The organism is Streptomyces mexicanus, from assembly GCF_902506575.1.
GTDB classification, from domain to species: domain Bacteria; phylum Actinomycetota; class Actinomycetes; order Streptomycetales; family Streptomycetaceae; genus Streptomyces; species Streptomyces mexicanus.
In genome coordinates, this window is sequence record NZ_LR732544.1 from 4,733,444 (window position 1) to 4,758,182 (window position 24,739).

Below are 24,739 nucleotides of genomic sequence, written 5' to 3' on the forward strand. Positions count from 1 at the left end.
GGGTGGGATGGGTTTCTTTTCCCGCTTGCCCACTCACGTGCGCTTCAGGCTAGTCCGTTCCGTTCCGGTACGCCCTGGTGAGCGGTCCGTCCGGACCGGCGGCCGCCCGGGCGGACTGGTTCCGACGGGCTGCCCCGACCCCGGTACGCTGCCGTACGCCGCATCGGGCGTCCTCCGTCGCACCCGACGCACCTTTCGCCCGCGTCGCCCACGTCGCTCACGCCCGGCAGACCCACGTCGGACTCGTCGGACCCACGTCAGAAAGGCAGCGCCACCTGTGACTGCGATTCCCCAGGGCCGTATCCGCCGGGCCGCGCTGAGGGGCGCGCTGTGCGCGCTGGCCGCCGTCACCGGCGCGGGGCTCGCGGGATGCTCGGGGCAGGACCCGGACGCGGGCACCAACGGGGTGGGGAAGCTGTCCGCCGGACAGATCCAGAGCCGGACCCGGGCGGCGGCGGACGCGGCCCGTTCCGTCCGCCTGGCGGGGAACGTGGTCAGCAACGGCCGCACCTACCGGCTGGACATGAGGCTGTCCTCCGACGGCGGCACCGGGTCGGTCACCTCGCAGGGGGCGACCTTCGACCTGCTGCGGGTGGGCGAGCAGCTGTACCTGAAGGCGGACGCCGCGTTCTGGAGCCGCGCCGACGGCGGGAAGGGAGACGGCAAGGACTCCGGGGCGGCCGAGAAGCTCGACGGCAAGTACGTCAAGGTGCCGCAGGGCGACCCCTCCTACCAGCGGTTCAGCGGCTTCACCGACAAGAAGGTGCTGCTCGGCGGCCTGCTGACGCTGCACGGCACGCTGGCCAAGGACGGCCACCACGAGCAGGCGGGCGTCCGCACGATCCGCATCACCGGCTCGGGCGGCACCGGCGGCACCCTGGACGTCTCCCTGAAGGGCACGCCCTACCCGCTGCGCCTGGTGCGCGCGGGCGACGCGGGCACGCTGACCTTCTCGGAGTGGGACAAGAGCGTCCCGCTGGCCGAGCCGGACAAGAGCCGGACGGTCGACTACGGCAAGCAGCTGCCGGCTTCCTGACCGGGCGGTGCGGGACGCGCCGTAGCTCCGTCGCCCTGCCGACTTGTCGGCCCGGCCGCGTGGGACTGCCGTCGCCCGAGGCCCCGCCGCCCGTCAGACGCAGCGGCTCATCCGCGCCGCTTGCGCTTCTTCAGCAGCAGCCGGGGCAGCCCGGCCGGCACCGGCCGGCGGGTCGTCACCGGCGTGGGCAGCGGCGCCGCGGCCAGGGAGCCGTCCGGCAGCGGCGCGGTGCTCCCGGTGGGTTCCAGGCGCACCACGCGGCACTCGCGGGCCCAGCGCTCGGTGACGGCCTCGCCGTCGGGAGCGTTCAGGCGCTTGCCCTTCAGCTCGGCCACCGTCTCCTGCCACGCCTCGGACCCCGGGGCCTGCTCCACGACCGTCGCGGTCCAGGTGACCAGTCGGCCGCCCTTGTCCTTGCTGCGCACGGTCACCTCGGCCGTGGCCCCGTCGGTCAGGTGCGTCAGCGGCTGCTCGCCGGGCCCGTCGCCGACCAGGCAGGCCGCGCCCGCGTGCCAGACGTGCCACAGGGGCCGGGCCGGGACACCCGGGGCCGCGACCCAGATGAGGCCGGACTTCTTGGTGGCCTCCTCGACGAGGGCCAGGTCGAGCAGCTCGCTAGTCATGGCAGAAGGGTAACGAGGCCGCTCACAGCCAGCCGTTGCGCTTGAGTGTGCGGTGGATGCCGAGACAGATCGTGGCCGTGATCGCCATGATCACCGGGTAGCCGTACTTCCAGTGCAGCTCCGGCATGTACTTGAAGTTCATGCCGTACACCCCGCACACCATCGTCGGCACGGCGATGATCGCGGCCCAGGCGGTGATCTTGCGCATGTCCTCGTTCTGCGCCACGGAGGCCTGCGCGAGGTTGGCCTGGAGGATGGAGTTGAGCAGTTCGTCGAAGCCCATGACCTGCTCCTGCACGCGGGCCAGGTGGTCGGCCACGTCCCGGAAGTACTTCTGGATGTCCGGGTCGATCAGCCGCATCGGGCGCTCGCTCAGCAGCTGCATGGGCCGCAGCAGCGGCGAGACCGCCCGCTTGAACTCCATCACCTCGCGCTTGAGCTGGTAGATCCGGCCGGCGTCGGTGCCGCGCGGGGTGCCGCCGCGGCCCGGGGAGAACACCTCGGTCTCCACCTCGTCCACGTCGTCCTGCAGCGAGGCGGCGACCGCGATGTAGCCGTCGACGACGTGGTCGGCGATGGCGTGCAGCACCGCCGAGGGGCCCTTGGCCAGCAGCTCGGGCTCGTCCTGGAGGCGGTGGCGCAGCGCGCGCAGCGAGCCCTGGCCGCCGTGCCGGACGGTGATGAAGAAGTCCCGTCCGGTGAAGCACATCACCTCGCCGGTCTCGACGACCTCGCTGTTGGCGGTGAGCTGGTCGTGGTCGACGTAGTGGATGGTCTTGAAGACGGTGAACAGGGAGTCGTCGTAGCGCTCCAGCTTGGGCCGCTGGTGGGCCTGGACGGCGTCCTCGACGGCCAGCGGGTGCAGCCCGAACTCGGTGGCGATCCCCGCGAACTCGGCCTCCGTCGGCTCGTGCAGCCCGATCCACACGAAGCCGCCGTCGCGCCGCACCTCGCGCATGGCCTCCTGCGGCGACAGCGGCGCGGCCGTCTGCACGCGCACGCCGTCGCGGTAGACGGCGCAGTCGACGACGGCGGAGGGCGTGGCCGGGTCGCGGGTGGTGTCGTAGGTGCCGTTGTCCTTGCGCGGCGCAGGGCGGGACGGGCGGACCACGGCACGCAGATCACGGATCATGGACATGGCAGGGCTCCTTCGCGACGAGCGACGAAGAGGCGCCGCGCGGCGGCTGGAACTGCCCGGAATGAGGACGTCCTGCAGGGTCTTCCACCCGCGGGCACGCGGGCCGGAAGGTCTTCCGCCCCCCGGGGCGGAAGGTCTTCTGCCGGTGACGGCGGAAGAAGGATGTTTCGCACGTCCACAAAGCGGGGAGCACCGCACCGTCGCGGTGACGGTCTTCGTCACTGATTCGGATCAGACAGACCTAAGGCGCCGGCCGGATCGACCGGTTCGGACGACCAGGCGGACGACGTGCTCTTCCGTTCGACGCGCGCAGGGGCACGCAGATGAGAGGTGGCGGTCAGCCGGAGCCAGGACAGCTACATCAGCGGCGGGAAGAGCGGGTGCTACTGCACGGTCGACTTCGATCCATGACAGCCCCACCTCCTCCGGCCGGTCCCTCGTAAGGGAGTTCCTTCGGCGTCGGGGCCTGATCGCGATGCTTCTGCATGCCGCCCCGAACCACCGGGTAAGAGTATCAGCCGCCCGGTGTGTCAAGGTGCCGCTTTGCCCGCTGCTGACGAGTTCTATGCTCGCCGCATGGTTGATGTTCTTCCTCTGGTCGAGGCCCGGTTGCGTTCCGCGCTGGGCGAGCCGGACGCGCGCGCGGCGGTCACCTTCCTCGGCACGGACCGCATCGAGGTGTTGCGCTTCCGGGACGAGGACCAGGAGGGGGAGATCGTCCGCTACGCCACCCTCGGCATGTCGGCCCACCCCATGACCGACCCCACGGCGCTGGTCGCCGACCCCGTGAAGGGGCCGCGCGCCGAGCTGGTCCTGTCGGTGCGTCACGGCCGCGCCGACACCGACAAGGTGCTGCGCCCGCTGGCGGTGCTCGGGGCGTCCCCGCAAGTGGAGGGCGTGGTGGTGGCGCCGGGCGCGTCGCTCGACGTGGGCGAGCCGCTGTGGCCGGGCGCCCCGTTCACCTCGGTGCTGGTGGCCGAGCCGGGCGGGCTGGTGGAGGACCTGGAGCTGGACGAGCCGCTGGATCCCGTGCGGTTCCTGCCGCTGCTGCCGATGACCCCGAACGAGGCGGCGTTCAAGCGCGTGCACGGGGCGCAGGTGCTGCAGGAGCGCTGGCTGACGCACGGCACGGACCTGCGGGATCCTGCCCGCAGGTCCGTGCCGCTCGACTGACCGCCGACGGCCGATCGCCGACCGCTGAGGACGGCCACCGACCGACCTCGGGCGACCGCTTCCGACGGCCGCCTGCCGTCCCCCGGCAACGCCGACCGCTTCGAACGGCCGCCTGCCGGGACCGCCGCGGGTGACCGATGTCACCGGCGGCGGCCCGACGGCGCGTCAGTTGGCGAAGACCGAGACGCCGTCCTCGGTGGTGTGCTGCGGCTGGAGTTCCTCGGCCTCGTGCCGCAGCGCCCGCCGCCGCACCAGGACCACCAGCGCGCCCACGACCGCGGTGGCGCCCGCGATCACGAACGGCATGTGGATGTCGCTCCACTCCTCGATCTTCGGCGCCAGGTAGGGGGCGGCGGCCGCCGCGAACCAGCGCACGAAGTTGTAGCCGGCGCTGGCCACCGGGCGCGGCGCGTCGGAGACGCCGAGGGCCAGCTCGGTGTAGACGGTGTTGTTCACGCCGATGAACGCGCCGGACAGGACGGTGCACACGACCGCCGTGGTGTGGTCGCCGTAGCCGAGGATCACCACGTCCGCGGCGAGCAGCACCAGCGAGCCGCCGAGCACCTTCAGCGAGCCGAAGCGTTCCTGCATCCGCGGGGCCACGAGCACCGAGAAGATCGCGAGCAGCACGCCCCAGGCGAAGAACACCGCGCCGGACTTGTACGGCGTCATGTTCAGCACGAACGGCGTGAAGGCCAGCACCGTGAAGAACGTGTAGTTGTAGAAGAACGCCGAGATCGCCGCGGAGGCCAGACCGCCGTGGCCGAGGGCCTTGACCGGGTCCAGCAGCGAGGTCTTGCGGGCGGGCTTGGGCTGCTCCTTCAGGAACGCCGTGATGCACAGGAAGCCGACGGCCATCAGGAACGCCGTGCCGAAGAACGGGTAGCGCCAGCTGGCGTTGCCGAGCAGCGCGCCCACCAGTGGGCCGCACGCCATGCCCAGGCCCAGCGCGGACTCGTACAGCAGGATCGCCGCCGCGCTGCCGCCGGCCGCCGCGCCGACGATCACCGCGAGCGCGGTGGAGACGAACAGCGCGTTGCCCAGGCCCCAGCCGGCCCGGTAGCCGACCAGCTGGCCGACCGAGCCGGAGGTGCCGGCGAGCGCGGCGAAGACCACGACGAAGGCGAGGCCGAGCAGCAGGGTCTTGCGGCCGCCGATGCGGCTGGAGACGAAGCCGGTCACCAGCATGGCGATCGCGGTGATCAGGAAGTAGGAGGTGAACAGCAGGGAGACCTGGCTGGGGGTGGCGTTCAGGCCCTTGGCGATGGACGGCAGGATCGGGTCGACGAGACCGATGCCCATGAAGGCGACGACGGACGCGCCCGCCGTCGCCCAGACCGCCTTGGGCTGCCGCAGGATGCTGCCCGCTCCCGCGTCGAGGGGGTCGGCGCCCATGCTGTGCTCCAATCCAGGTGAGATGCACCTTGTAATGGTTGGCTTATGCACATAGTAAGTTAGGCCAGCTAATTAATGCAAGGCGCATCTAGTTTCCCGGTCGGTGCTCCGCCCCGGCGTTCCGTCCGGACGGGTGATCGTCCTTGACGCGGCGCGGTCCGGGTAGGACCGTGGGGCCCTATGAGGGGCGAACCGAGTTGCCCGAAGTGCGGTGGCCGGGTCAGGGCTCCCGGACTCTTCAGCGACTCCTGGCAGTGCGATGTGCATGGGACGGTGCATCCGCTGCAGCCCGTGATCCCGCCCAGCGTCGAGGCCCTCAACGTCGTCGTGCACCGCACGCAGGTGCCCGTGTGGATGCCCTGGCCGCTGCCGGTGGGCTGGCTGTTCACGGGGGTCGCCTACGCCGGTGACGACCGCGGCGGCGGCCGGGCCACCGCGGTGGCCTGCTCCGGTCCCGGGCCGCTCGGCGGCATGGGCGAGCTGATCCTGGTCGCCGAGGAACTCGGCGTGGGCCTCGGCGCCCGCTACGCCGGCATCGACGGCCCCGACCCGGGGTCCTCCCTGGACGTGGAGAAACCGCCGGACGCCAAGGTGCTCGCCGGTGGCCGCCCGACCCCGCTGTGGCTCGTGTCCGGCACGCCGGCCGACCGCGCGGTCTTCGTCGGCGAGGCCTGCGGGCTGTGGCTGTGGGCGGTGGTCTGGCCCGAGCAGTCGGGGCTGCTGCTCTACGACGAGCTGGTGCTGGCCGACCTGCGGGAGGCGGGCGCCGAGGTGGAGCTGGTGCCCTGCGGAGCGCTGTCGCCGCGGCTGCTGCACCCCTGAGGCGACCTGCGGGCGAGGGACGTCGGGCCGCGCCTCCTGTAGGGGGTGCGGGCCGGGTCCGGCTGTGACAGGGCATGCCCTGCCGGCCGTTATCCTTGGGTGTCACCGTCCGTCCCGTCACCGCCTGGAGTCAGTTTCGTGCGCATCGACCTGCACACTCACTCCACCGCCTCCGACGGCACGGACACCCCGGCCGAGCTGGTGCGCAACGCCGCCGCGGCCGGTCTGGACGTGGTCGCGCTGACCGACCACGACACCACCCGCGGCCATGACGAGGCCCGGGCCGCGCTGCCCGCCGGACTCACCCTGGTCACCGGCGCGGAGCTGTCCTGCCGGCTCGACGGCGTCAGCATGCACCTGCTGGCCTACCTCTTCGACCCCACCGAGCCCGCGCTGCTGGCCGAGCGCGAACTGGTCCGCGACGACCGCGTCCCGCGCGCCAAGGCCATGATCGCCAAGCTGAACGCGCTGGGCGTCCCGGTCACCTGGGAGCAGGTCGCCCGGATCGCCGGGGACGGCTCGGTCGGCCGCCCGCACGTGGCCTCCGCGCTGGTGGAACTCGGTGTCGTCCCCACCGTGAGCGACGCCTTCACCGACCAGTGGCTGGCCGACGGCGGCCGGGCGTACGTCGAGAAGCACGAGACGGATCCCTTCGAGGCGATCCGGCTGGTCAAGGGCGCCGGCGGCGTGTGCGTCTTCGCCCACCCGGCCGCCGCCAAGCGGGGCCGCACGGTGCCGGAGTCCGCGATCGCGGAGATGGCCGCCGCCGGACTCGACGGCATCGAGGTCGACCACATGGACCACGACCCCGACACCCGGGCGCGCCTGCGCGGCCTGGCGAAGGACCTCGGGCTGCTGGTCACCGGCTCCAGCGACTACCACGGCAGCCGCAAGACCGTCTCGCTCGGCGCGTTCACCACGGACCCCGAGGTCTACGGGGAGATCACCCGCCGCGCGACCGGCGCGTTCCCGGTCCCGGGCACCGGCGGAGCCTGACCGCGCACCCCGCGCGTCCCCGCGCACGCCACCGGTCCGCCGCCAGGCGTGCGGCTCCCGCGCGGTGCCGTCCGCCCGCCCCGCCCGCTGACCGGCAGGCACCTGCGTACGGTGCGCACGCTCCCGTGCGGCCGTACGGCCGGCCGGCACGGTGACGGCGGCCGCGGACGCCCTTCCTCACCACCCCCCTTCCGCACGTTCTTCCGCAAGGCTGTTCCACGCGCATGTTCGACGTCGCCGTCTTCGGCTCCCTGTTCGTCACCCTTTTTGTCATCATGGATCCCCCGGGGATCACACCGATCTTCCTCGCGCTGACCGCCGGGCGCCCCGGCAAGGTGCAGCGGCGCATGGCCTTCCAGGCCGTCTGCGTGGCCGGCGGAGTCATCGCCGTGTTCGGCGTCCTCGGCCACCAGATCCTCGGCTATCTGCACGTCTCCGTCCCGGCGCTGATGATCGCGGGCGGGCTGCTCCTGCTGCTGATCGCGCTCGACCTGCTCACCGGCAAGAACGAGGAGCCCAAGGCGACCAAGGACGTCAACGTGGCGCTGGTCCCGCTGGGCATGCCGCTGCTGGCCGGACCCGGCGCGATCGTGTCGGTCATCCTCGCCGTGCAGAAGGCCGACAGCGTCACCGCGCAGATATCCGTGTGGTCGGCGATCCTCGCCATCCACGTGGTGCTGTGGCTGGTGATGCGCTACTCGCTGCTGATCATCCGGGTCATCAAGGACGGCGGCGTGGTGCTGGTGACGCGGCTGGCGGGCATGATGCTCTCCGCGATCGCCGTGCAGCAGATCATCAACGGTGTCACGCAGGTGATCCACGGCGCGTGAGGTCGTGAGGGCCTCACGGCCGCAGGCAGGAAGTCCCCGCAGGTACGAACCCCCCCCGCAGGCACGAAGCCCCCGTACGACGCGAGCGCCGTACGGGGGCTTCGAAGCTTTGCTGAGGCGGAGCCCGTCGCTTATGAGGCGGGGGTGTCGGCCGGCCGGATCCAGAGCCGCTGTCCGATCGCGGCGGCCTGCTGGACGATCTGGTTGACGGAGGCGGCGTCCACGACGGTGCTGTCCACGGTCGTGCCGTTGACGTGGTCGAGTCGCATGATCTCGAAGCGCACAGGCTTCTCCCTTCGTCTGGTCATCCTCCTGCGGAGAATTACTGGTGATGGGGAACGCGGGGCTTCCGTGTCCCGCGTTCCACAGGGATCAACCCACTATGGACCTGAAACATTCCCTACGCTAAAGAAATTTTTCGAACGGCTAACCAGTGGCCGCTCAGTGACCTCGGTTCGACCGATCGAGACCGGTTGTGTTCACAGCGTGACCGCCGGGACAATGGAGGAGATGAACGAGGGCATGCACGAGGACCACGCGGCGCTGGCCGCCCGCATCGACCGCACGAACGAGCTGCTGGAACGCATGCTCGCCGAGGTGGCCAAGACACCCTCGACCCATGCGATCTTCGTCGACGCCGGGTACCTGTACGCCGCCGTGGGCCGGCTCGTCGCCGGGACGGAGGACCGCCGCGCCATCGATCTGGACGCCGAGGGTCTGATCGCCGCGCTCATCGACCGCGCCTGCACGGCCTTCGCCGACAGCCGGCTGCTGCGCGTGTACTGGTACGACGGCGCTCGCCGCCGCATCCACACCGCCGAGCAGCAGTCCATCGCCGAGCTGCCCGACGTCAAGGTCCGCCTCGGCAACCTCAACGCCAACAACCAGCAGAAGGGCGTGGACTCCCTCATCCGCAGCGACCTGGAGTCGCTGGCCCGGCACCGCGCGATCAGCGACGCGGCCCTGCTCGGCGGTGACGAGGACCTGGTCTCCGCGGTGGAGGCCGCCCAGGGCTACGGCGCCCGCGTCCACCTGTGGGGCATCGAGGCCCCCGAGGGCCGCAACCAGGCCGAGCCGCTGCTGTGGGAGGTCGACAGCCAGCGCACCCTCGACCTGGACTTCTTCAAGCCGTACGTCTCCCGGCGCACCGCGGCGACCTACGCCCCGGCCGGCACCGCCCGGCCGACCCGCGACGACGTGCGGTTCGTGGGCGCGCAGATCGCCGCGAAGTGGCTGGCCGAGCGCGGCCGGGACACCGTGGTCGAACTCCTGCCCGGCCATCCCTACCTGCCCGGCTCGGTGGACCAGGACCTGCTGGTGGAGGCCGAGGGCGTGCTGCAGTACTCGCTGCGCGGCCAGGCGGACCTGCGCCGCGCCCTGCGCGACGGCTTCTGGGACCACCTGCAGGCGCAGTACTAGGCAGTACGGGGACGAGGGCGTGACCTGGACCCGGGGCGGGAGCTAGGCCCCAGGGCCGGCCCCGGGGTCCGACCCTGCCGTGTCGTCCCAGAAGTCGGCCAGGGCGCGGGCGGTGGCGAGCGGCTGGTCGCAGTTGGGGGAGTGCTCGGCGCCGTCGACGACCGTGCGCCGGGCCCCGAGCCGTACGGCCATGTCGTCCAGCAGCGGCACCGGCCAGGTGTCGTCCCGCACCCCCGACAGCACGTGGAACGGCAGCGCCAGTGCGGCCAGTTCCGCGACCCGGTCCGGCTCGGTGCACAACTGGCGTCCGGTGGCGAGGAGTTGTGCGGGCTTGTTGCCCAGCCAGCGGCGGCGCAGGTCCTCCGCGTTCGTCAGCCCGGGATCGAGCGTGCCCCCGGCCTGCGCGGCGCTGTCCGGCCCGGAGCCCGTGTCGGCGTCCTCGGGCGGCTCCGTGGCCTGGATGACGTCCCACACCTGGGCCATCGTCATCACCTTCAGCGCGTCCCGCAGCAGCTTCACGCGCTGCTGCTGCGAGCCGGAGATCTGCCCCGGGCCTGAGGCCATCAGGGTGAGCGAGCGGAAGGGGGAGTGGTCCAGGAGCACGGCCGCGCGGGCGATCTGCCCGCCCAGGGAGTGGCCCACCAGGTGCACTCGGGTGCCCAGCGCCTCGACCTGGGCGAGGACGTCCCGGGCGAGTTCCTCCTGCGCGTACGCCGACTCGTCGTCCGCCGGCCCGTCCGACTCGAACTGCCCCCGGCCGTCCACCGCCACGGTCCGGTAGCCGCGGGCCGCCAGCGGGGCGTGCAGCGGGTTGAAGTCCTCCTTGCTGCCGGTGAACCCCGGCAACAGCAGCGCGGTGCCGCGCGGCTCGGCGCCGGGCGCCACGGGCGCGTCCACGACGGCGAACTCACCGCGTGCGGTGCGCAGCCGGTAGGCGCGGGCGCCGGGGGGCGGGACGAAGGTCGGGGGCCTGCTCATGCGGTGAGGCTATCGGGCGCGCCGGGGGCGCGCCGAGCGGCGCAGGGGGTACGACACCGCACGCGCCGGAACGCCGCCGGCCCGGTCCCCCACGAGGGTGGACCGGGCCGGCGGCGTGCGCGTGGCGTCGATCAGGCGTCCGCGGACTCCACCGCGACCGCCGTCTTCCGGGTGCGACGCGCCCTCGGCTTCGCCTCGGCCTCCGCCTCACCGGTGGCCTGCGCGGGAATCTCCGCCCCGGCGGCCGGTGCGACGGCCTTGCGCGTACGGCGCCGCGGCTTGGCCTCGGCTGCTTCGGCGGCCTCGGGCGCGGTGTCCGCGGGTGCCTCCGCTGCCGCGGCGGCCTTCTTGCGGGTGGTGCGCTTGGGCTTGGCCTCCGCGGTGTCCTCGGTGGTGGCCGGGGCCTCGGGTGCGGTGGCGGTGGCCTTCTTGCGGGTCCGCTTGGGCTTGGTCTCGGTCTCCTCGACGGCGGTGGTTTCCGCCGGCGGGGTGGCGGCGGCCTTCTTGCGGGTGCGCTTGGGCTTGGCCTCGGCTGCTTCGGCGGCCTCGGGCGCGGTGTCCGCAGGTGCCTCCGCTGCCGCGGCGGCCTTCTTGCGGGTGGTGCGCTTCGGCTTGGCCTCGGCGACCTCGGCCGTGTCGGTGGCGGCCTGTGCGGTCGCTTCCGGTGCCGGTGCCTGGGTCGGGACCTCGGGGGTCTCGGTGGCCGCCGCTGCCTTGCGGGTGCGGCGGCGCGGCTTCGCCGGGGCCTCCGGTGCGGCTTCGGGGGCCGGCGCCTCCGCCACGACCGCGGCGGACGCCGCGGGCTCAGCGGACTGCGCGGCGGGCTCCGCCGACGTCACGGGCGCGGCCTGCTGGGGCTCCGCCACCGGTGCCGCCGGTGCGGCCGACGCGGTCGGCACACCGTTGCGGGTGCGGCGCCGCCGGCGCAGGGTGCGGGTGGGGGCCTGCTCCTCGGTGGACGGGGACTCGGCCGGCACGGCCTCCGTGGCCGTACTCGCGGTCGTACCCGCCGCCGGGCCGGCGTCCACCGGCGCGCCGCCGCGCGTACGCCGGCGACGGCGCGGCGTGCGTGCCGAGCGTTCCCGCTCGCGGTCGCGGTCGCGGTCGCGGTCGCGGTCCCGGTCGGCCGGCCGCGTCTCACCGCGCCCGCCCCGGCCGGCGCGCCCGCGGCCACCGCGGCCACCGGTCTCGCCGAGGTCCTCCAGTTCCTCCGCGTCCAGCCCGGCGCGGGTGCGCTCCGAGCGGGGCAGGACGCCCTTCGTGCCCTCGGGGATGCCGAGGTCGGTGAAGAGGTGCGGGGAGCTGGAGTACGTCTCCACCGGGTCGTTGAAGTCCAGGTCCAGCGCCTTGTTGATCAGCTGCCAGCGCGGGATGTCGTCCCAGTCGACGAGCGTGATCGCCGTGCCCTTGGCGCCCGCGCGGCCGGTGCGGCCGACGCGGTGCAGGTAGGTCTTCTCGTCCTCGGGGGACTGGTAGTTGATGACGTGGGTGACGCCCTCGACGTCGATGCCGCGTGCGGCGACGTCGGTGCACACGAGCACGTCGACCTTGCCGTTGCGGAAGGCGCGCAGCGCCTGCTCACGGGCGCCCTGGCCGAGGTCGCCGTGGACCGCGCCGGCCGCGAACCCGCGGCGCTGGAGCTGCTCGGCGATGTCGGCGGCGGTGCGCTTGGTCCGGCAGAAGATCATCGCCAGGCCGCGGCCGTCGGCCTGCAGGATGCGGGCGATCATCTCGGGCTTGTCGAGGGAGTGCGCCCGGTAGACGAACTGCTTGATGTTCGCCACCGTCGCGCCCTCGTCGTCCGGCGCGGTGGCGCGGATGTGCGTGGGCCGGGACATGTAGCGGCGGGCCAGACCGATCACCGCGCCCGGCATGGTGGCCGAGAACAGCATGGTCTGCCGCTTGGCCGGCAGCATGTCGATGATCTTCTCGACGTCGGGCAGGAAGCCCAGGTCGAGCATCTCGTCGGCCTCGTCGAGGACCAGGCACTTGACGTGCTTGAGGTCCAGCTTCTTCTGCCCGGCCAGGTCCAGCAGGCGGCCCGGGGTGCCGACGACCACGTCGACGCCCTTCTGCAGCGCCTCGACCTGGGGCTCGTAGGCCCGGCCGCCGTAGATCGCGGTGACCCGCACGTTGCGCACCTTGCCGGCGGTCAGCAGGTCGTTGGTGACCTGCACGCACAGCTCGCGGGTGGGGACGACGACCAGCGCCTGCGGGGCGTCGGTCAGGGCCTCGGGGGTGGCGCGTCCGGCCTCGACGTCGGCGGGGACGGTGACGCGCTCCAGCAGCGGAAGGCCGAAGCCGAGCGTCTTGCCGGTGCCGGTCTTGGCCTGGCCGATGACGTCCGTGCCCGACAGGGCCACGGGCAGCGTCATCTCCTGGATCGGGAAGGGTGTGGTGATGCCGACGGCTTCCAGGGCCTCGGCGGTCTCGGGGAGGATCCCCAGGTCTCGGAACGTGGTAGTCAGGGTCATGCCTCTTCTGTGTGCGCGGCGCGAGGCGAGCGCGGGGGTCGTGTCGCGTGACCGTGCCGGGGACGTGGGCCGCCCACGCGGGCGGGCCGTGTGGCACGGGACCACAGCCGACGCTCTAGCGCTCGTACCGCTGAGGGTGTCCCTCCGGTCGTCGTACGTACACTGACGTACGGCCAGGGAGGGCTGTCGGGTCGGAGCCGATCGGGCCACCGACCGGGCATCCTCATGCGTGCGCCCTGTCAGGGGACGTCGATATACGTCGGCGTACCCAGCAGGCGCATTACCACCATACCCCGGATCGGTGCACACGCGATGGCCGATTTGGTCACGTAGTCGTCGTCACACTGGTTGAGCAGGTACGTCCCGGGTGCCACGGGCGGGCTATTGTGCGCTGCATGACGAGCCCTGACACGCCTGAGAACGCCCCCGACGCCCCCGCCGCACGCACCCAGATCGCCGCCCAGGACTGGGCGAGTGCCGCCGCGGACCCGCAGTACCGGGCCGCTGTCGTGGACCTGCTCGGCGCGCTCGCGTACGGCGAGCTGGCGGCGTTCGAACGGCTCGCGGAGGACGCCAAGCTGGCGCCCACCCTCGCGGACAAGGCGGAGCTGGCGAAGATGGCGTCGGCGGAGTTCCACCACTTCGAGCAGTTGCGGGACCGGCTCACGGAGATCGGCGCGGAGCCGACCGCGGCGATGGACCCGTTCGTCGCCGCGCTCGACGGCTTCCACAAGCAGACGGCGCCCTCCGACTGGCTGGAAGGGCTCGTCAAGGCGTACGTCGGCGACTCGATCGCCAGCGACTTCTACCGGGAGGTCGCCGTCCGCCTGGACTCCGACACGCGCGAGCTGGTCCTCGCCGTCCTCGCCGACACCGGGCACGCCGACTTCGCGGTGGAGAAGGTGCGCGCCGCCATCGAGGCCGACCCGCGGGTGGGCGGCCGGCTCGCGCTGTGGGCGCGGCGGCTGATGGGCGAGGCGCTGTCGCAGTCGCAGCGGGTCGTGGCCGACCGGGACGCGCTGTCCACGATGCTCGTCGGCGGCGTCGCGGACGGCTTCGACCTCGCCGAGGTCGGCAAGATGTTCTCCCGGATCACCGAGGCGCACACCAAGCGGATGGCGGCGCTGGGGCTGGCGGCGTAGTCCTGCCGCCTGCCACGACGAACCGAGCAAGGGCCGGTCCGGTCGGGGGTGGCCCGGCCGGTCCCGGCCGGAGCCGGAGCGTCTACGGCGCTGCGGTGTCCGCTGTCGCCGCACGGTGTTCGCTGTGCCGCACGGTGTTCGCGGCTGTCCGCGCCGCGGATCAGGCCGGCGCGGAGTGCCTGCGCAGCCGCCGCGCGGGGCGCAGCAGCAGCGACAGGGACGCGGCCGACACCACCGCCGCGCCCAGCAGGCTGGGCAGCAGGCCGGCGGGGTCCAGCGCGCTGTGCGTGACGAACCCGCCGAAGAGGGCGCCCGCGACGGCCGTCGACAGCACCAGCAGGCGGGAGGGCAGCCGATGGGACAGGCGGTGGAACGCGGCCCAGCCGAGCAGCAGACCGAGCACGGCGGAGCCGGACGTTTCCAAGAACATGAGGTCCCTCCCAGGCGGTCGGCCGGTGCCGGACGGTCGTAGCCCGTCATTACCCCTGACCTGCGGAATGCAACCCTCCCCTGTGGGCTGTTCGTGCGCCGCCTGTGACACGCGGCGGGTCCGGGCGACCGGCGACGGCGGGCCTGGGCGCACGAGGGGCCTGGGCGCAGGACGGCCCCGGGCACACGACGGGCGGGGCCCCACCGGCCACCGCCGGCGGAACCCCGCCCGTCACTCGTACCGCGGCGCGGACTACAGCGCGCCGAAGCCCACCTTGCGCGGGGCGGGCTCGCCCAGCTCGACGTAGGCGAGACGCTCGGCCGGGACCAGCACCTTGCGGCCGTGCTCGTCCACGAGGGTCAGCAGCTTGGTCGAGCCGGTCAGCGCCTCGGCCACCGCCCGCTCGACCTCCTCGGGGCTCTGACCGCTCTCCAGAACGATCTCGCGGGGCGCGTGCTGCACGCCGATCTTGACCTCCACGGCTATGTCCCTCCGACGGTCAGTGAAGTGCGCGGCCTTCCGCGCCGTACCCAGCACACATTAGTCCGGTGAGGCGACCCGTACGCCGCGCCGCCCCACGCCAGGAGCGAACAGCGCACGGGAACGGCCCGCGGGAAGGGACCACCGGGTGGGAGAACTCAGTGGTGCTGCTGCTCGCTGCCGTGCAGCGGGAAGCCCGCGATGCCGCGCCACGCCAGGGAGGTCAGCAGCTGCACCGCCTGGTCGCGCGGGACACTGCGGTCGCTGTGCAGCCAGGAGCGGGCCACCACCTGGGCGAGGCCGCCGAGCCCGGAGGCGAGCAGCATGGACTCCGCCCGGGACAGGCCGGTGTCCTCGGCGATGACGTCGCAGATCGCCTCGGCGCACTCGTTCGTGACCTTGTCGACGCGCTCGCGCACCGCGGGCTCGTTCGTCAGGTCCGACTCGAAGACCAGCCGGAACGCGCCGCCGTCGTCCTCGACGTACGCGAAGTAGGCGTCCATGGTGGCCCGCACCCGCTGCTTGTTGTCGGTGGTCGACGCCAGCGCGCTGCGCACGGACTGGATGAGCGCCTCGCAGTGCTGGTCCAGCAGCGCGAGGTAGAGGTCGAGCTTGCCCGGGAAGTGCTGGTAGAGCACCGGCTTGCTGACGCCGGCGCGCTCGGCGATGTCGTCCATCGCGGCCGCGTGGTAGCCCTGCGCCACGAAGACTTCCTGGGCGGCGCCCAGCAGCTGGTTCCGCCGGGCACGGCGCGGCAGGCGCGTACCTCGCGGGCGTGCCGCCTCTGTCTGCTCGATGGCTGTCACGCCGCCTCCCAAAGTCGTCCCTGTGCGGTGTGCGCCGCGCCGCCATCGTACTTTTCGGTAACCGTACTGTGCGCGGTGCGAGCGCAGAATTTCACGTACCGGACGGTGAAAAAACCGTTGCTCAAGGTTTCGAACGGGTCCAGACCGGGCATACGAGCGCTCCGTCGCTGCTCAGCGGCGGTCCCGCGAGCCGCCCGTCACCGGTAGTCGTCCTCGTCGAGGGACACCACGCGGGCCTGTTCGACGAGATCGGCCTCGTTCCCGCGGGCCGGGTCCACATCCGTCAAGGGGTCGTCGTGTTCCGGCGCGATGTCCGCGTGCTGCTCGGCGGCGTCGCCCTCCGGGGCCTCGACGGCGATCTCCGCGGCGTTCCCGCTCTCCGGCGCCTCGCCCTCGAACGTCTCCGGATCGGTGGGGTCGAATTCCATGCTGGGCTCCCTTCCTGTGCACGTCCCTGCGCACGTCCTTGTGATGTCCCTGGAGGAGCAGGGGCTACATCGGGTGCCCTCTGTACGAGCGTAGGAGACACCCGATGTGGACGCCACAACCCGCGGACGCAACGTGTGATGGCGAACACATGAACCACTGCGTGATCGTCTCGTAACATTGCCGCATGTCTTCGACCGAGCTGCCTTCCGTGCCGCCCGCCAACGTTCTTCCCAGGGTGGCGCCCGTCGGGGTCGAGGAGGGGGAGCGACTGCGCTCGGTCCGGCTGCCGGGGATCACCCTGGCCGTGCGCTCCCGGCCGCCGGCGCGCGAGGGCCTGCCCCGCGCGCTGTACGTGCACGGGCTCGGCGGCTCCTCGCAGAACTGGTCCGCGCTGATGGCGCAGCTGGCGGACACCGTCGACGGCGAGGCGGTCGACCTGCCGGGTTTCGGTGACTCCCCGCCTCCGGACGACGGCAACTACTCGGTCACCGCGCACGCGCGCGCGGTGATCCGCTATCTGGACGCCTGCGGCCAGGGCCCGGTCCACCTGGTGGGCAACTCCCTCGGCGGTGCCGTCTCCACGCGGGTCGCCGCGCTGCGCCCGGACCTCGTACGGACGCTGACGCTGGTCTCGCCCGCGCTGCCCGAACTGCGCGTGCAGCGCACGGCGGTGCCGACCGCGCTGCTCGCCCTGCCCGGCGTGGTCACCCTGTTCACCCGGCTCACCCGGGAGTGGACGGCCGAGCAGCGCGTGCGCGGCATGATGGCCCTGTGCTACGGAGACCCGTCGCGGGTCACGCCCGAGGGATTCCGCAACGCGGTCCAGGAGATGGAACGGCGGCTGCAACTGCCATACTTCTGGGACGCGATGGCGCGTTCGGCGCGCGGGATCGTGGACGCGTACACCTTGGGCGGCCAGCACGGGCTGTGGCGCCAGGCCGAACGGGTCCTCGCGCCCACGCTGCTGATCTACGGCGGCCGGGACCGGCTCGTGGGCTTCCGCATGGCCCAGCGGGCGGCCCGCGCCTTCCGTGACTCGCGCCTGCTGACCCTGCCGGACGCGGGACACGTGGCGATGATGGAGTACCCGGAGACGGTGGCCACCGCCTTCCGGGAACTGCTGGCGGAGACGGCGGGCCCGCGGGCCGAAGACGGGGACACCGACGAGAGCATGGGGGGCTGAGAGGGCGCGTGGGACGCCACAGCCGCCGTGGCCCCGCCCCGAAGGGCGAGACCGCGCAGACAACCGAATCAGCTGAGACAGCTGCGGGAGGGGACGGCCGGGGCCGCAGGGGCCCCCGCGAGCCCCGGGACGCCACGGCACTCGATGGGTGGCCGGACGGCGAAGGGCGGCCGGACGGCGAAGGACGGCCGGGCGCGGGCCCGGCTCAGGGAGCCCCGCGCCTGCCCGGGGGAACACCCGCGCACGGGATCCCTCGCCTTGCCGACGGGACTGCGGGCCGGGGGGTGCCTCGCCTTCCGGACGGGACTCCGGCTCAGGGAGTGCCTCGTCTGCCTGATGGGACTCCGGCGCGCGGTGTTCCGCGGGCGGCGGACAGCACCCCGGCGCACGGTGTTCCGCGGGTGCCTGGCGGAACGCCCTCGCGCGGTGTTCGGCGCCTGCCTGACGGGACTCCGGCTCAGGGGGCGCCTCGCCTTCCCGACGGGACGGCGGGCGGGGGGGTGCCTCGCCTTCCGGACGGGACTCCGGCGCGCGGTGTTCCGCGGGCGGGGGACAGCCCCCGGGCGCACGGTGGTCCCCGGGTGCCGGAGGGCACTCCCGCCGGTGGGGTGCCGCAGGCCCGGGGCGGGCATCCCGAGCAGCGTGAACCAGGCGGCGGCTGGGGGCCGGTGGGGCCCGGTGGCCCCCGTTCCGCCGCCGGATCCGGTGCGCCGTCCATGCCCCGGCAGCGGCAGGCGCCGCCCGCCGGTGGACCGCGACAGGACTACCTCGACGCCTTCGACGGCGACGAGGGCGTCTTCGCACCCCGCTCCCGCGGCGCCGCGCACCCCGCACCCGCGGTCTCCCCGGCCTCTTCGACGTCTTCCGCCTCCCAGGTCCCCCCGGGCGCCGCACCCGCCGCACCGGCGGTCTCCCCGGACGGCCGGCGCGGCGGTGGTGAGGGTGCCGAGGGAGGTGCCCCGGCCGCCGGGGCACCCGCACCGGGCAGGAGCAGCAAGGGGCGCACGTTCACCGGTATCGCGGCCGCCGCCGTCACCACCGTGCTCGCCGTCATCGTCGCCGGCCAGGTCGCCGACGACCGCTCCGACGCGCACGCGCAGACGGCCACCGACCAGGCCCGGGACGCCCGGGCCGCGGACGGCGCGAAGGGCGCGGATGCCGGTGCGCTCGCGTCCGCGCAGGCCGCGCCGAAGCTGACGTACGCCCAGAAGATGAGCACCAAGTACGCCATGAGTCCCACGTTCAAGGGCTCGGGCAGGTTCGAGGTGGTCCCCGGCTCCGCGAAGGCGCCCGGCACGGGGCGGAAGTACACCTACCGCGTCGACGTCGAACTCGGGCTCGGTCTCGACGGGCAGCTCTTCGCCGACGCCGTGCAGAAGACCCTCAACGACGACCGCAGTTGGGCGCACGACGGTGCCCGCACCTTCGAGCGCGTCTCCACCGGCACGCCCGACTTCGTGATCACGCTGGCCAGTCCGGGCACCACCGCCGCCTGGTGCGCCAAGTCCGGCCTGGACACCACCGAGGACAACGTCTCCTGCGACTCGGCGGCCACGCCGCGCGTGATGATCAACGCCTACCGGTGGGCGCAGGGTTCGAAGACGTACGGCGACAGGATCTACGCCTACCGGCAGATGCTCATCAACCACGAGGTGGGGCACCGGCTCGGCCACAACCACGTCATGTGCCAGAAGGACGGCGCGTTGGCGCCCGTCATGCAGCAGCAGACGAAGTTCCTCGACCACGACGGGATCCACTGCCTGCCCAATCCCTGGCCGTACCCGGAGAGTTGACCGGCCGCCCGCGCCGGCCCCCGCGTCGGCCTCCGCGCCGGGCGCCGGTGCGCGCGCCGGTCTGCGCCGGTGTCCGCCGGTGCGTGCGCACGGTGATCTGCTAGCGCGTCCGAACGCGCGCCGCACGGGAAAGTCACGACCGTTCACCCCTTTTGGTGGTGCGATGGACAACCGTCCGTCGCACCACCGGCATGTCCGCATACGTTCGTCCCGCTGTGAGCCGCCGGCGCGACGGCGGCTCCCCACACGACGCAGAGGCGAGAGGGAGCGGAGGTGCACACGTGCGCATCGGGTTGGTGACGGAGGGTGGCTACCCGTATGTGAGCGGTGACGCCGGACTCTGGTGCGAACGGCTCGTGCGCGGGCTCGGACAGCACGAGTTCGACCTCTACGCGCTCAGCCGCAGCCGGCAGCAGGAGGACGAGGGCTGGGTGCCGCTGCCGGACCAGGTCGCCCGGGTCCGTACGGCACCGCTGTGGACGGCCGAGGACGACGGCGTGCGGTACGGCCGGCGTGCGCGCCGGCGCTTCACCGAGGCTTACGGGGAGCTGGCGGCGGTGCTGACCGGGGCGGGGGACCGGGACGGCGGCCACGACCTGGATCACCCGGATCACCTGGATCACCACGACGGGCAGGGCGGCCAGGACGGCCCGGGCGGGCGCGGGGCGGATGCTCAGGCGGACCGTTTCGCCAACGCCCTGTACGGCCTGGCCGAACTCGCCCGTGAGGAGGGCGGCCTGGCGAACGCGCTCCGCTCGGAGAGCGCCGTACGCACATGGGAACGCGCCTGTCGTGCGCCCGGCGCGCTGCGTGAGGCGCGCGAGGCGCGCGTGCCGGATCTGCTCGCGGTCGCCGGGCATCTGGAGCGCGCCCTGCGCCCCCTCTCGCTCGACTGGCACGAGGCCGACGGTCTCGGCGCGGCCGACCTCACCCACGCGACGGCCGGCGGCACCGCGGCCCTGCCCGGTCTCCTCGCCCGCCACTTCTGCGGCGTCCCCCTGCTCGTCACCGAGTACGGCGTGCCGCTGCGCGCGCACTACCTGGCCACCGGCGCCGACGGCACCGCCCCGGCCGTACGCGCCCTGCTCGGCGCCTTCCACGGCCGGCTCGCCGGCGAGATCTACCGGCAGGCGGCCGTCGGCACCCACGGCAACGCGCACCCCCGCCGCTGGCAGGAGCGCTGCGGCGCGGACCGCGCCCGGCTGCGCACCGTCCACCCGGGCATGGACGCCGGCCCGTTCGCCGAGGTCGGCGAGGCGCCGCAGGCCGCCGACCCCGACACGCTGGTGTGGGTGGGCCGGGTCGAGCCCGCCAAGGACCTGGTGTCCCTGCTGCACGCCTTCGCGGCGGTGCACCGGATGCGACCGCAGACGCGGCTGCGGATCCTGAGCACGGCCCACGGCCCCGACGCGCCCGCCTATCTGGGCCACTGCCGGGCGCTGGCCGCCCAGCTCTTCCCGGACGAGGCCGACGGGCCGCCCACCGTCGGGGACAACCCCGTCTCCTTCGAGGAGGTCGGCGGGCCCGAGGCGCCGACCCTCGCCGAGGCGTACGCGGCGGGTGCCGTGGTCGTCCTGTCGAGCGTCGTCGAGGGCTCCCCGGTCGGCCTGGTGGAGGCCATGTTCTGCGGCAGCGCCACCGTCTCCACGGACGTGGGCGCGGTCGTCGAGGTCATCGGCGGCACCGGACTGGTCGTGCCCCCGCGCAACCCGCGGGCGCTCGCCGAGGCGTGCATGACGCTGCTGCGCGACCCCGAGCGCCGTGCGCGCCTGGGCGCGGCCGCCCGCGCCCGCGCGCTGGAGCTGTTCACGGTCGAGCAGAACATCGAGGCGTTCCACGGCATGTACCTCGACATCGTCGCGCGCTGCCCGGTCCGGCGCGTCCTGCTGGACGCGGCCGGCGCACCGCTGCCCTTCGCCGCCCCCGCCGAGGCGCAGGTCCCCGGTCACTGGACCGGCCCGGCCGCCCGTGCCGCCTCGGCGGGGGCGGCGAAGGGCGTGGGCGCGGGTCCGTCGTCGCCCCCCGACGGACCCGCGCCCACCCCGTTGAAGGACCGAAGGACTCGAGGGACCTGAAGGACCCGAAGGACTTGAAGGAGAAGACCAGATGACCACCGTCCGATCCGGAGCGTCCGGAGCATCCGGAGCCACCGGAGCGCACACCCCGGGAGCCGCCCGATGAGGGTTCTGCTGATCGGAGCCAACGGATACCTCGGCCGCTTCGTCGCCGACCGGCTGCTCGCCGACCCGGCCGTCCAGCTCACCGCGCTCGGCCGCGGCGACGACGCCGACGTCCGCTTCGACCTCGCCACCGGCAGCCCGGGCGCGCTCACCCGGTTCCTCGACGCGGTCCACCCCGGCGTCGTCATCAACTGCGCGGGCGCCACCCGGGGCGGCGCCCGCGAGCTGACCCGGCACAACACCGTCGCCGTCGCCACCGTCTGCGAGGCGCTGCGCCGCAGCGGTTGCGGCGCCCGGCTGGTGCAGATCGGCTGCAGCGCCGAGTACGGGCCCAGCCAGCCCGGCTCCTCCACCGCCGAGGACGCCGTGCCCCGCCCCGGCGGTCCGTACGGGGTCAGCAAGCTCGCCGCCACCGAACTGGTCCTCGGCTCCGGGCTGGACGCCGTCGTCCTGCGCGTGTTCTCGCCCGCCGGGCCCGGCACCCCGGCCGGATCCCCGCTCGGCCGGCTCGCCGAGGCCATGCGCCGCGCCCTGCAGTCCGGCGACGGTGAGCTCAAGCTGGGCGGGCTGGGCGTCCAGCGGGACTTCGTCGACGTCCGCGACGTCGCGCGGGCCGTGCACGCCGCCTCGCTGTCGGCCGCCCAGGGGGTCATCAACATCGGCTCCGGCCGCGCCGTCCGGCTGCGCGACGCCGCCGCCGTGCTCGCCCGCGTCGCCGGCTACGGCGGCGCCCTCCACGAACTCGACGCCCCGCCCGGCGGCCACCACCGGCCCGCCATCGGGCACCCGCGCACCGACCCCGACCACCCGGCCCCGGTCGCCTTCCCCTACCCGGACGGCTGCGGCAGCTGGCAGCAGGCCGACGTGCGCACCGCCCGCGACCGGCTCGGCTGGCGGCCCCGGATCAGCCTGGAGGAGTCCCTCGCCGACATCTGGATGGAGGCGGCATGCCGCATCTGACGCGCACCCCGCCTCCTGTGCCGTACGCCGCGCCGGTCATGCGGGGAGCCCGGGGCGTTTCGGGCGCCGGAGCCGGGAGCGGCGGCGGTGCCGGCACCCGGACCGGCTTCGGCGTCCCCGGCTGCGCGCACCCCCTGCTCGCGCCGGGCGTGTGGCACGCCCTCACCCGCCCCGCGACGCCCCTGCACTGGGTCGTCCTGGACGTGGCCGGCGGCCCGGGCGTGCAGCCCGACCCGCACTGCCTGGACGCGGCCGGGCGGCTGCGCAACGCGGGGGTGCGCGTCCTCGGCCGGCTCGACGCCGCGCACGGCCTGCGGCCCCGTATCGAACTGGTCGCCGACGCCCACCGGTACCTGGAGTGGTACCGGGTCGACGGCTTCGTCCTGGACCGCTGTCCCGCCGACCGCGCGGGGCTGCCGGAGACCCGCCGCACGATCACCTCGCTGCGGGCCCTGCACGCCGACGCGCACCTCGTCCTCGGCCACGGCACCCATCCCCACCCCGGCTACGCGGACAGCGCCGACCAGCTGGTGACGTTCAGCGGCCCCTGGAGCCGCTACCGCTTCTCGCAGGTCCCCGAGTGGACCGCCGACCATCCGCCCGAGCGGTTCTGCCACTTCGTGCACGGTGTCCCGCACGGCCATCTCGACGAGGCGCTGCGCATCGCCCGCTGGCAGGGCGCGGCCACGATCTGGCTCACCGACCGCACGGACCGCGGCGGTCACGCCGACCCCTTCGAGGACCTGCCCGGCTACTGGGACGACATCGTCTCGCGAGTCGGAACAGGTGTCTCGGAATGAAGAAGGCCGTGGCAGTGTTACGGGGAGAACAACCGTAGTGATTGACCGACCAACGGAGTCCCCGTGTCGCTGCCACCCCTGGTCGAGCCAGCTGATGAGCTCACCGTAGACGAGGTCCGCAGGTACTCCCGCCACCTGATCATCCCGGATGTCGGGATGGACGGGCAGAAGCGGCTGAAGAACGCCAAGGTGCTGTGTGTGGGCGCCGGTGGCCTGGGCTCGCCCGCGCTGATGTACCTGGCCGCGGCGGGCGTCGGCACGCTCGGCATCGTGGAGTTCGACGAGGTCGACGAGTCGAACCTGCAGCGCCAGATCATCCACAGCCAGTCCGACATCGGCCGCTCCAAGGCCGAGTCCGCGCGCGACACCATCCAGGGCATCAACCCGTACGTGAACGTGGTCCTTCACGAGGAGCGGCTCGAGGCCGACAACGTGATGGACATCTTCAGCCAGTACGACCTGATCATCGACGGCACGGACAACTTCGCGACCCGCTACCTGGTCAACGACGCGTGCGTGCTGCTGAACAAGCCGTACGTGTGGGGCTCGATCTACCGCTTCGACGGCCAGGCCTCCGTCTTCTGGTCCGAGCACGGCCCCTGCTACCGCTGCCTCTACCCGGAGCCCCCGCCCCCCGGCATGGTCCCCTCCTGCGCCGAGGGCGGCGTCCTGGGCGTGCTGTGCTCGTCCATCGGCTCCATCCAGGTCAACGAGGCCATCAAGCTGCTCACCGGCATCGGCGAGCCGCTGGTGGGCCGGCTGATGATCTACGACGCCCTGGAGATGCAGTACCGCCAGGTCAAGGTCCGCAAGGACCCGAACTGCGCGGTGTGCGGCGAGAACCCGACCGTCACCGAACTCATCGACTACGAGGCCTTCTGCGGCGTCGTCTCCGAGGAGGCCCAGGCGGCGGCCGCCGACTCCACGATCACTCCCAAGCAGCTCAAGGAGTGGATCGACGACGGCGAGAACATCGAGATCATTGACGTCCGCGAGCCGAACGAGTTCGAGATCGTCTCCATCCCGGGCGCCCGGCTGATCCCGAAGAACGAGTTCCTCATGGGCACCGCCCTGGAGACCCTGCCCCAGGACAAGAAGATCGTCTTGAATTGCAAGACGGGTGTCCGCAGTGCGGAAGTCCTCGCCGTCCTGAAGTCCGCGGGCTTCGCGGACGCCGTCCACGTCGGCGGCGGCGTGATCGGCTGGGTCAACCAGATCGAACCGCACAAGCCGGTCTACTGATCACCGCTCTCGCCCACCGGCGAGGCTGAGGAAGCCCACGGCATCCGGTCGGTCCGGAGGCCGTGGGCTTCCGCGGATCCGCTGGAGGCCGTCTTGGGCGAGGAGTTCCACGGACGTGGACCGGATGGGCGGATCGCCGACCCGAGGGCGGGGAAGAAGTCAGGGCGGGAGGGAGGACAGGAGGTCCTACCGTGACCGTCCTCGCGATCTTTCTGCTCGTCATCGGGACGCTCTTGGTTCTGCTGGGAGCGCTTGTGGCCGCCATGGGAGCCTTGTTGGTCGCCATCGGTGCGATGTTGACCCTCATGGGAGCGGCCCTGATAGCCGTGGGCGCGTTCTTGCTGATCCGGAGGCTTCTCGGTCGCGGTCGACCGCGTTCTCACTCGTGGTAGCGCCCCGGACGGAGCCCG

Annotated in this window: 25 protein-coding genes; 14 read left to right on the forward strand and 11 right to left on the reverse strand. The window is 73.1% G+C overall.

The window, feature by feature from the left end; all coding sequences use genetic code 11:
* Window positions 1-277 precede the first annotated feature (277 nt).
* Window positions 278-1,036, forward strand: coding sequence for a hypothetical protein (locus tag GV126_RS21310; RefSeq protein WP_159669256.1), 759 nt, complete (start codon window positions 278-280; stop codon window positions 1,034-1,036).
* Window positions 1,037-1,143: 107 nt separating this feature from the next.
* Here the strand turns inward: GV126_RS21310 and GV126_RS21315 are convergent, their stop codons facing one another.
* Window positions 1,144-1,659: a hypothetical protein gene (locus tag GV126_RS21315; protein WP_159669259.1), complete on the reverse strand. Its 516-nt coding sequence runs from the start codon at window positions 1,657-1,659 to the stop codon at window positions 1,144-1,146.
* A 22-nt stretch (window positions 1,660-1,681) separates the two neighbouring features.
* Window positions 1,682-2,797 carry a magnesium and cobalt transport protein CorA gene (locus GV126_RS21320; RefSeq protein WP_159669261.1) on the reverse strand — a complete coding sequence of 372 codons (1,116 nt, stop codon included), beginning with the start codon at window positions 2,795-2,797 and terminating at the stop codon, window positions 1,682-1,684.
* Between the two features lie 576 nt (window positions 2,798-3,373).
* Between GV126_RS21320 and GV126_RS21325 the strand changes: the two genes are divergently transcribed.
* Window positions 3,374-3,970: a suppressor of fused domain protein gene (locus GV126_RS21325; RefSeq protein ID WP_037752965.1), complete on the forward strand. Its 597-nt coding sequence runs from the start codon at window positions 3,374-3,376 to the stop codon at window positions 3,968-3,970.
* A gap of 165 nt (window positions 3,971-4,135) precedes the next feature.
* Here GV126_RS21325 and GV126_RS21330 read toward each other — a convergent pair whose 3' ends face one another.
* Window positions 4,136-5,365 (reverse strand): MFS transporter, encoded by a 1,230-nt coding sequence (locus GV126_RS21330; protein ID WP_159669264.1) that lies wholly within the window; start codon window positions 5,363-5,365, stop codon window positions 4,136-4,138.
* A 180-nt stretch (window positions 5,366-5,545) separates the two neighbouring features.
* Here GV126_RS21330 and GV126_RS21335 point away from each other — a divergent pair, with 180 nt between their 5' ends.
* The 3 genes from GV126_RS21335 (at window position 5,546) to GV126_RS21345 (ending at window position 8,013) form a co-directional block, all read left to right on the forward strand.
* The gene (locus tag GV126_RS21335) at window positions 5,546-6,187 is read left to right on the forward strand and encodes a DUF6758 family protein (protein WP_159669266.1); all 642 of its coding nucleotides are present in this window, start codon (window positions 5,546-5,548) and stop codon (window positions 6,185-6,187) included.
* Window positions 6,188-6,325: 138 nt separating this feature from the next.
* Window positions 6,326-7,183 (forward strand): PHP domain-containing protein, encoded by an 858-nt coding sequence (locus GV126_RS21340; protein ID WP_159669269.1) that lies wholly within the window; start codon window positions 6,326-6,328, stop codon window positions 7,181-7,183.
* Window positions 7,184-7,407: 224 nt separating this feature from the next.
* Window positions 7,408-8,013: a MarC family protein gene (locus GV126_RS21345; RefSeq protein WP_028420431.1), complete on the forward strand. Its 606-nt coding sequence runs from the start codon at window positions 7,408-7,410 to the stop codon at window positions 8,011-8,013.
* A gap of 131 nt (window positions 8,014-8,144) precedes the next feature.
* On the opposite strand, the gene GV126_RS35865 is transcribed toward GV126_RS21345, so the two are convergent.
* Window positions 8,145-8,297: a DUF8834 family protein gene (locus GV126_RS35865; protein ID WP_185948010.1), complete on the reverse strand. Its 153-nt coding sequence runs from the start codon at window positions 8,295-8,297 to the stop codon at window positions 8,145-8,147.
* 226 nt (window positions 8,298-8,523) lie between these two features.
* On the opposite strand from GV126_RS35865, the gene GV126_RS21350 reads away from it, so the two are divergent.
* The gene (locus tag GV126_RS21350; protein ID WP_419796075.1) at window positions 8,524-9,432 is read left to right on the forward strand and encodes an NYN domain-containing protein; all 909 of its coding nucleotides are present in this window, start codon (window positions 8,524-8,526) and stop codon (window positions 9,430-9,432) included.
* Between the two features lie 42 nt (window positions 9,433-9,474).
* Here the strand turns inward: GV126_RS21350 and GV126_RS21355 are convergent, their stop codons facing one another.
* Window positions 9,475-10,410, reverse strand: a complete 936-nt coding sequence (locus GV126_RS21355) for an alpha/beta fold hydrolase (RefSeq protein WP_159669272.1) — start codon at window positions 10,408-10,410, stop codon at window positions 9,475-9,477.
* Between the two features lie 131 nt (window positions 10,411-10,541).
* A complete protein-coding gene (locus GV126_RS21360; protein WP_159669274.1) occupies window positions 10,542-12,884 on the reverse strand; it encodes a DEAD/DEAH box helicase in 2,343 nt (780 codons plus the stop codon).
* A 395-nt stretch (window positions 12,885-13,279) separates the two neighbouring features.
* Between GV126_RS21360 and GV126_RS21365 the strand changes: the two genes are divergently transcribed.
* Complete coding sequence (locus GV126_RS21365) at window positions 13,280-14,026, forward strand: ferritin-like fold-containing protein (protein ID WP_159669277.1); 747 nt, start codon at window positions 13,280-13,282, stop codon at window positions 14,024-14,026.
* A gap of 160 nt (window positions 14,027-14,186) precedes the next feature.
* On the opposite strand, the gene GV126_RS21370 is transcribed toward GV126_RS21365, so the two are convergent.
* The 5 genes from GV126_RS21370 to GV126_RS21385 all read right to left on the reverse strand — a co-directional run bounded on the left by GV126_RS21370 (window position 14,187) and on the right by GV126_RS21385 (window position 16,170).
* Complete coding sequence (locus GV126_RS21370; protein WP_159669279.1) at window positions 14,187-14,456, reverse strand: hypothetical protein; 270 nt, start codon at window positions 14,454-14,456, stop codon at window positions 14,187-14,189.
* A 252-nt stretch (window positions 14,457-14,708) separates the two neighbouring features.
* The gene (locus GV126_RS21375; RefSeq protein WP_028420426.1) at window positions 14,709-14,936 is read right to left on the reverse strand and encodes a DUF3107 domain-containing protein; all 228 of its coding nucleotides are present in this window, start codon (window positions 14,934-14,936) and stop codon (window positions 14,709-14,711) included.
* A 158-nt stretch (window positions 14,937-15,094) separates the two neighbouring features.
* Window positions 15,095-15,742, reverse strand: a complete 648-nt coding sequence (locus GV126_RS21380; RefSeq protein ID WP_028420425.1) for a TetR/AcrR family transcriptional regulator — start codon at window positions 15,740-15,742, stop codon at window positions 15,095-15,097.
* Window positions 15,739-15,894 (reverse strand): hypothetical protein, encoded by a 156-nt coding sequence (locus GV126_RS35870; RefSeq protein ID WP_185948007.1) that lies wholly within the window; start codon window positions 15,892-15,894, stop codon window positions 15,739-15,741. Before GV126_RS35870 ends, GV126_RS21380 begins: the two co-directional genes overlap by 4 nt.
* Window positions 15,895-15,939: 45 nt before the next feature.
* On the reverse strand, window positions 15,940-16,170 hold the full coding sequence (locus tag GV126_RS21385; protein WP_159669284.1) for an Rv3202a family protein: 231 nt from the start codon (window positions 16,168-16,170) through the stop codon (window positions 15,940-15,942).
* Window positions 16,171-16,355: 185 nt separating this feature from the next.
* Between GV126_RS21385 and GV126_RS21390 the strand changes: the two genes are divergently transcribed.
* The 7 genes from GV126_RS21390 (at window position 16,356) to GV126_RS21420 (ending at window position 24,721) form a co-directional block, all read left to right on the forward strand.
* The gene (locus GV126_RS21390) at window positions 16,356-17,354 is read left to right on the forward strand and encodes an alpha/beta fold hydrolase (protein WP_159669287.1); all 999 of its coding nucleotides are present in this window, start codon (window positions 16,356-16,358) and stop codon (window positions 17,352-17,354) included.
* 716 nt (window positions 17,355-18,070) lie between these two features.
* Window positions 18,071-19,147 carry a DUF3152 domain-containing protein gene (locus GV126_RS37335; RefSeq protein ID WP_328707345.1) on the forward strand — a complete coding sequence of 359 codons (1,077 nt, stop codon included), beginning with the start codon at window positions 18,071-18,073 and terminating at the stop codon, window positions 19,145-19,147.
* A gap of 281 nt (window positions 19,148-19,428) precedes the next feature.
* Entirely contained in the window at window positions 19,429-21,222 is a 1,794-nt protein-coding gene (locus tag GV126_RS21400; RefSeq protein WP_159669292.1) for a DUF3492 domain-containing protein, read from the forward strand.
* A gap of 102 nt (window positions 21,223-21,324) precedes the next feature.
* The gene (locus tag GV126_RS21405) at window positions 21,325-22,287 is read left to right on the forward strand and encodes an NAD-dependent epimerase/dehydratase family protein (RefSeq protein ID WP_159669295.1); all 963 of its coding nucleotides are present in this window, start codon (window positions 21,325-21,327) and stop codon (window positions 22,285-22,287) included.
* Window positions 22,288-22,325: 38 nt separating this feature from the next.
* The gene (locus GV126_RS21410; RefSeq protein ID WP_159673949.1) at window positions 22,326-23,087 is read left to right on the forward strand and encodes a spherulation-specific family 4 protein; all 762 of its coding nucleotides are present in this window, start codon (window positions 22,326-22,328) and stop codon (window positions 23,085-23,087) included.
* Between the two features lie 63 nt (window positions 23,088-23,150).
* On the forward strand, window positions 23,151-24,329 hold the full coding sequence (gene moeZ / locus GV126_RS21415; RefSeq protein ID WP_159669297.1) for an adenylyltransferase/sulfurtransferase MoeZ: 1,179 nt from the start codon (window positions 23,151-23,153) through the stop codon (window positions 24,327-24,329).
* A 191-nt stretch (window positions 24,330-24,520) separates the two neighbouring features.
* A complete protein-coding gene (locus GV126_RS21420) occupies window positions 24,521-24,721 on the forward strand; it encodes a hypothetical protein (RefSeq protein WP_159669300.1) in 201 nt (66 codons plus the stop codon).
* Window positions 24,722-24,739: the final 18 nt, after the last annotated feature.